Origin of the sequence: Bowmanella denitrificans (assembly GCF_002887595.1) — a bacterium.
GTDB classification, from domain to species: domain Bacteria; phylum Pseudomonadota; class Gammaproteobacteria; order Enterobacterales; family Alteromonadaceae; genus Bowmanella; species Bowmanella denitrificans.
Genome location: NZ_PEBU01000027.1, coordinates 4,514 through 9,238, shown reverse-complemented (window position 1 = coordinate 9,238; position 4,725 = coordinate 4,514). Strand labels below are relative to the sequence as shown.

At 59.0% G+C, this 4,725-nt stretch carries 8 protein-coding genes; all 8 read right to left on the bottom strand.

Translation table 11 applies throughout. The annotated features are described in order from the left end of the window. Positions 1–1,418 (bottom strand): tape measure protein (locus tag CSR04_RS24430; protein ID WP_146027252.1); only part of this gene is annotated, 1,418 nt, incomplete at its 3' end. Between the two features lie 103 nt (positions 1,419–1,521). Beyond that, entirely contained in the window at positions 1,522–1,869 is a 348-nt protein-coding gene (locus CSR04_RS24425; RefSeq protein ID WP_102798972.1) for a hypothetical protein, read from the bottom strand. Positions 1,870–1,907: 38 nt separating this feature from the next. After that, entirely contained in the window at positions 1,908–2,414 is a 507-nt protein-coding gene (locus tag CSR04_RS24420; protein WP_102798971.1) for a hypothetical protein, read from the bottom strand. Positions 2,415–2,466: 52 nt separating this feature from the next. Continuing rightward, positions 2,467–3,396, bottom strand: a complete 930-nt coding sequence (locus CSR04_RS24415) for a hypothetical protein (RefSeq protein WP_102798970.1) — start codon at positions 3,394–3,396, stop codon at positions 2,467–2,469. After that, the gene (locus CSR04_RS24410) at positions 3,389–3,592 is read right to left on the bottom strand and encodes a hypothetical protein (RefSeq protein ID WP_102798969.1); all 204 of its coding nucleotides are present in this window, start codon (positions 3,590–3,592) and stop codon (positions 3,389–3,391) included. The genes CSR04_RS24415 and CSR04_RS24410 overlap by 8 nt, the downstream gene beginning before the upstream one ends. A 9-nt stretch (positions 3,593–3,601) precedes the next feature. Beyond that, positions 3,602–4,024, bottom strand: coding sequence for a hypothetical protein (locus tag CSR04_RS24405; protein WP_102798968.1), 423 nt, complete (start codon positions 4,022–4,024; stop codon positions 3,602–3,604). Beyond that, the gene (locus tag CSR04_RS24400; RefSeq protein WP_146027251.1) at positions 4,011–4,514 is read right to left on the bottom strand and encodes a hypothetical protein; all 504 of its coding nucleotides are present in this window, start codon (positions 4,512–4,514) and stop codon (positions 4,011–4,013) included. Before CSR04_RS24400 ends, CSR04_RS24405 begins: the two co-directional genes overlap by 14 nt. Then, on the bottom strand, positions 4,511–4,725 hold a 215-nt coding region (locus CSR04_RS25075), incomplete at its 5' end, for a hypothetical protein (RefSeq protein ID WP_172449486.1). The genes CSR04_RS24400 and CSR04_RS25075, both read right to left, overlap by 4 nt.

The following is a 4,725-nucleotide window of genomic DNA, read 5'->3' as shown; positions in this document are numbered from 1 at the left end:
GCGTACAGTTCACGGTTGGCAGCCAGCAGTTCGCGGGTTTTGTTTTCGATGTCGGTGGTAATGGCCAGCATCTGGTCGGTATTGGTACCCACTGCGCCCAGGGCCTGCTTGTTGGCCAGCGACTCATACGCGTCGGCCAGGTTATACACCTGGTCAGCCATATGCTGGGTGGCGGGGCTGGCCTCTTCAGCGCTGCTTAGGTACTCGTAAATGGCCACCCCGGCCAAAAAGGCGATACCGGCCGGGCCACCCAACAGCGCAAGAGCGCTGCGCAGCCCCCTGGCGGCCACGGTCATGGTGCCCATAACGACAGCACCGCGGGTGATCGTGCCATTTAAGGCAATTTGCTGGGCGCGCCACACAGCCAGGCGACCCGCTACTGTGCCACTCACGGTACCCAATGTGGTGGCGCTAATATTCAGGCGGCGCAACAGCAACAACGCGGCCCCGCCGCCTGCCACGGCGAGTATGGCAGCGACCAGGTCCTGCACACCGCTGGCGTCCATATCGTCCAGGCTGACGGCCATGTCGTTTAACAGCTGGGCTATCCAGGCGGTAATACCGGCAGATTTGTCCAGCCTGGCCAGTGCACTGCCTATAGCCGTTTCCAGCTTCTGGCCGGTACTGCTGATATTCAGGGCAATATCAGCAAACTGCTTTTCAATGTCGTCGGCCTGCAGTAGCAGCACATTAAATACGTCCTGGCTGAGCAGGCGGCCGTCCAGCATCATCTGGCGCAACTCGCCCTTGCTTAGGTTCAAACCCTTGGCGATACGGTTGACCACCTCGGGAATGTTTTCGATCAGGCTGTTGTATTCTTCGGCGCGCACAATAGTGCCACTCATGGCCTGGGCCAGTTGGGTCAGGCCGAACTTCATGGCTTCCTGGGTGGAGCCGCTGATAACGCCCAGCTTTTGCACCGTGTCGGTAAATTCGATCATGTCGGCGTTGGTGGCGTTCAGGTCCTGGCGCGATTGGCTGAGGCGCTGAAACAACGCTACCGTGCCCTCGAATGCGGCCCGGTTGTTCTGGGTGGCGTCATATAGCTCACGACTAACCGCTACGTAGTCGCCGGTTTCCAGGGTGGCGGTACGAATACGTTGCTGCAGGGTATTAAAGTCGTCCACCATACGCAGGCCGCGCATGGCTCCAGCGATACCAATAATGCCGCTGGTCATCAGGTGGGCGTGGCGGATCATTGTACCCAGCGCGTCGGTGCTGCCGCGGGTTTGCTGCTCCAGGTGGCGCGCCCCCTGTGCAGCCTGGTCAAAGCCGCTACGGGCTTTGTTGCCCGCCGGGCCGGTGCGCCCCAGGGCGGCATTGGCGGTATCAGCCGCGCGGCCAATGTCCTGGATGTCTTTAATTACCACCCGGCCATCGGTTGTGCTAAATTTGATGCTGATATTGTAATCGGTCATTGCCAATGCTTACGCTACTTGCCGTGCTGTTAATGGTTTACCTGTTTGCTTACCTGGTACTGCCTGCCCTGTGGGACGAAATAATTAAGGCCTGGCGCAACAGTTAAGCGTTTTGTTCGCGCCACACGTCTAATGCCGTGTTGGCCATGGCATCCAGCCCGTCCCATACCCATTCGCGCATTTCATCTGTTAGCCCCTGGTACCATCGCAACTTACTGGCCCGCTGCTCTACGGCTACCGGGTCCAGGTAGGTGGGGCGACCTTCCATACCCGCCCGGTACCAGTATTTGTTTACCTGCATAAACAGGCTCACAATCAGCAGGTTGGCGGGCTGCACGCTGGGCTGGGCGTCGTGCTGCCGGTAGTCCTGTCCTGCGGCGATGACGGCATCAATATCAGCCTGCGTCGCGCCCATTGCCGCCAGCGCCTGGCGTTCTTCCTTTTCCGCCATGCTCGGCGCACGGTCAGCGGCCCCTGCCCACCAGCGGGCTACTTCCTGGAGTTTCCCCGCAGCAGTTCCTTCAGCCCCTTGTTGACTTCGCCCAGGTAGGCCTCGGCCACGGCGTCAGCCACCATTTCTGTTTTAAGCAGCGACATAACGGCGTCGGGGCTGTACACCAGTTCCTGGCCGCCTGTCAGGAACGGAAAGTCATGTTTGGGGTGCTTGCTGAAGCCGATAAAGTACTTGGCCATGCGCTCTCGGGTGAGCTGCTTGGTGCGCTTAATCAGGTCACGTTCCAGGGCGCGTAGCTTTTTGGCATCGTCCGGTTGGTTGGCGTCCAGGTCGGTTTTGGCCTGGTCCATTTCTGTGCGCAGGGCGTCCAAGGCGTCCTGCAGTGCGTCTTGCTCGTCGTCGCTCAGGCGGCGAAAATGGCCAATAAACTTAGCTTCGTGGCGCTCTGTTTCGCCGTGTTCATCGACGTTATTCAGCGGCACGGCCAGGGTAACCGGGGCTTTGAATTCCAGGGTGTTCAGGGCGTTTAATTCGAATTGCATGTGTCTGTCCTGTGTCAGGGGGAGTTACTGGCGGGCACTGTGCCCGCCGCCATTAACGGAACTTGGCCGTGAGTTCGTCGTTACGCGCCACGCCAATACATTCAAATTTGGCCTGCAGGTAACTGACCTTGTTGATAAAGGTGCGGCTAATGCCCACCAGTTGCGCATTAGGGGCTGCTACTTCGAAGATCTTGCCTTCATCCGTAACGTCTTCGCCCAACTGCAATGCCAGTGCACCGTAGGTGAACAGCTCGCTTTCAAAGTCGCGAGTGGCCACGTTTGGCTCTTCAAAGGTAATGTCGAAGGTGACTTTTCTGTCTACGATCATCACCACGCCATTTTCCGGGCTGTATACCACCTCGTTGTTGCCCTTGATCATGACCTCGGCAATATTGGCGGCGTAACCGAATACGTTTTGCACGGTAAAGTTCACCGGGTCAGGTATGTAGGGCTGTTTGTAGGCCGAAAAGTCAGGGGCCAAAAGCGCCGCTTCCCCGGCCTGGGCACTGTATAACGCCCTGGCATTGGGGAACTTCAGCGTGGCCAGGCCGCCTTTTTTAATGCCTATTTCCCAGTCGCTGCGCATACCCAGCAGGTCGCGGCGGTTTAAGCCACGGTAGAACTTACCGGTAACACTGGCCGAGGCCATGGGGTCAACCAGGCTTAAGTCCACCGAGCTGGCCCCTACGTTGACGTTAAAGCCTGCACCGCGCAGTAGCGGGACCAGGGCCGGTGGCACGGTAGCGGTACCAGAAGGTGCCAGGTAGCCTTCCAGGCTGCCCTGCACTACACGGTACTTTTCGAGCTGGCCTTTGGCACCGGGCTTGCCAGCGTCGTAGTTCATTTCCTCGGCCTGCACGTCAATGTCAAAGTTGGCTTTAACGCGCATCGCATTGGCCGCCGCGGTGGGGCTGGCGTCTTCGCCGTAGTTGGTTTCAACTGCGGCCGCCAGCCATTGGTCGCCTTCTAAGATCCTACTCATGAGTGTCTCCGTCTTGTTGCTTCAGGGCGGCTTTACGGGCAGCACGGCGGCGGCGAATAAAGGCGGCCTGGTCGTTATTAGTGTTGGTTTTGGCCGCGGCCAGCGCGGCTTCGTCCTGTTTACTCAGGGGCGCGGCAGTCGGCTCTGACTGAGCGGGTTTGGCGGTCGTTTTAGCCGCCGGTTTGGCGTTACTCATGGCGTTTCCTCAGGTTCGCATTAGTAAAATTTGCAGGGTGGCATGGTGGCAAAGCACTCCGGCTACCAGGGCAGGCTGGTTCTTCAGCAATTGCCAGCCCTGGGCACCTTCGTCCACCGCGTACCAGTCGCCCACACGGGTGTCGCGATTGAACCCTGCCATTAGCACGTCAATGCGGTTGTCAAACTCCACTTGGCTGGCCTGTTCGTCGTTCCAGCCCTGCAGCATGACCAGTTCCCAGGTTTGGTAACGCTCCCAGGTACCGGTGTTTTTACCGCGCAACCAGCGAATAAAGCCGCCACGCAGCGTGTCACCGCTCTTGTACAGGTTGGCCAGCACAGTCTGGTTGCTGGCATAGCGCTCATAGCCGTGCATCTGGCCCATATTCGGCACGGTGTTTAAGCGGGCTAGCAGGTCGTCACGCAGGGTCATGGCTTAGCTTCTCCAGTACTCTGTCGGTGGCGCGTTGCATAATCTGCGCGACCCGGTGTTCATTGGCGGCAAAGGTGTCACGATAGACAAACTGGCCTTCGGTACCTTTGTGTTTGATCTTCCAGGCAATGGCATAGGCGACCTGCTCCGCTTCGCTGCCGTCCAGGCCCAGCACGGTTTCCACCCAGTCCAGTAATGGCGCAATGGGCGGAAAGTGCGGTTTGGTACCCAGCTCTACCGGCACTGCGTAATTCAGCGGGTTACCGACCACCCCGACATAATCCTGACCAACCTGAATAGGGCCAGCAAAGTTGTGGGCGCGGCGGTAAAAACCCGTTGCGCCACCGGGCGAAGCGTCGGCCAGTTCGCGCTGTAGCAACAGGCCTGCTTCGGTAATGGCACGTTTGTGTTCCTGGGCCATTAACGCTTCGGCCGTGCCCCAAAGGTCCGCCAGCTTACCCAGGTTGCTGTCGATGGATGCCAGCATCATTGGTACCTGCGTCGGGGCATATGCAGTCGGGTACGGTCCCAGTTCACTACCGCGGCCGCGGCCTGATCACCGGGGGCACTACTGGGTACCCGGCTTTGGTAGGCACGTAATAAATCACGGCCACGGTTGCGAAAATCACGTGCCTTGCTGCCTGGGTCTACCGCGTCAACGTTCAGGGCATTGGCCCCTTCGTGGCTGTAGTAGGCCGCCA

Coding starts and splice junctions, on each gene's coding strand:
- CSR04_RS24425 (WP_102798972.1), bottom strand. CDS start 1,869: ATGGCGGAAAAGGAAGAACGCCAGGCGCTGGCGGCAATGGGCGCGACG.
- CSR04_RS24420 (WP_102798971.1), bottom strand. CDS start 2,414: ATGCAATTCGAATTAAACGCCCTGAACACCCTGGAATTCAAAGCCCCG.
- CSR04_RS24415 (WP_102798970.1), bottom strand. CDS start 3,396: ATGAGTAGGATCTTAGAAGGCGACCAATGGCTGGCGGCCGCAGTTGAA.
- CSR04_RS24410 (WP_102798969.1), bottom strand. CDS start 3,592: ATGAGTAACGCCAAACCGGCGGCTAAAACGACCGCCAAACCCGCTCAG.
- CSR04_RS24405 (WP_102798968.1), bottom strand. CDS start 4,024: ATGACCCTGCGTGACGACCTGCTAGCCCGCTTAAACACCGTGCCGAAT.
- CSR04_RS24400 (WP_146027251.1), bottom strand. CDS start 4,514: ATGATGCTGGCATCCATCGACAGCAACCTGGGTAAGCTGGCGGACCTT.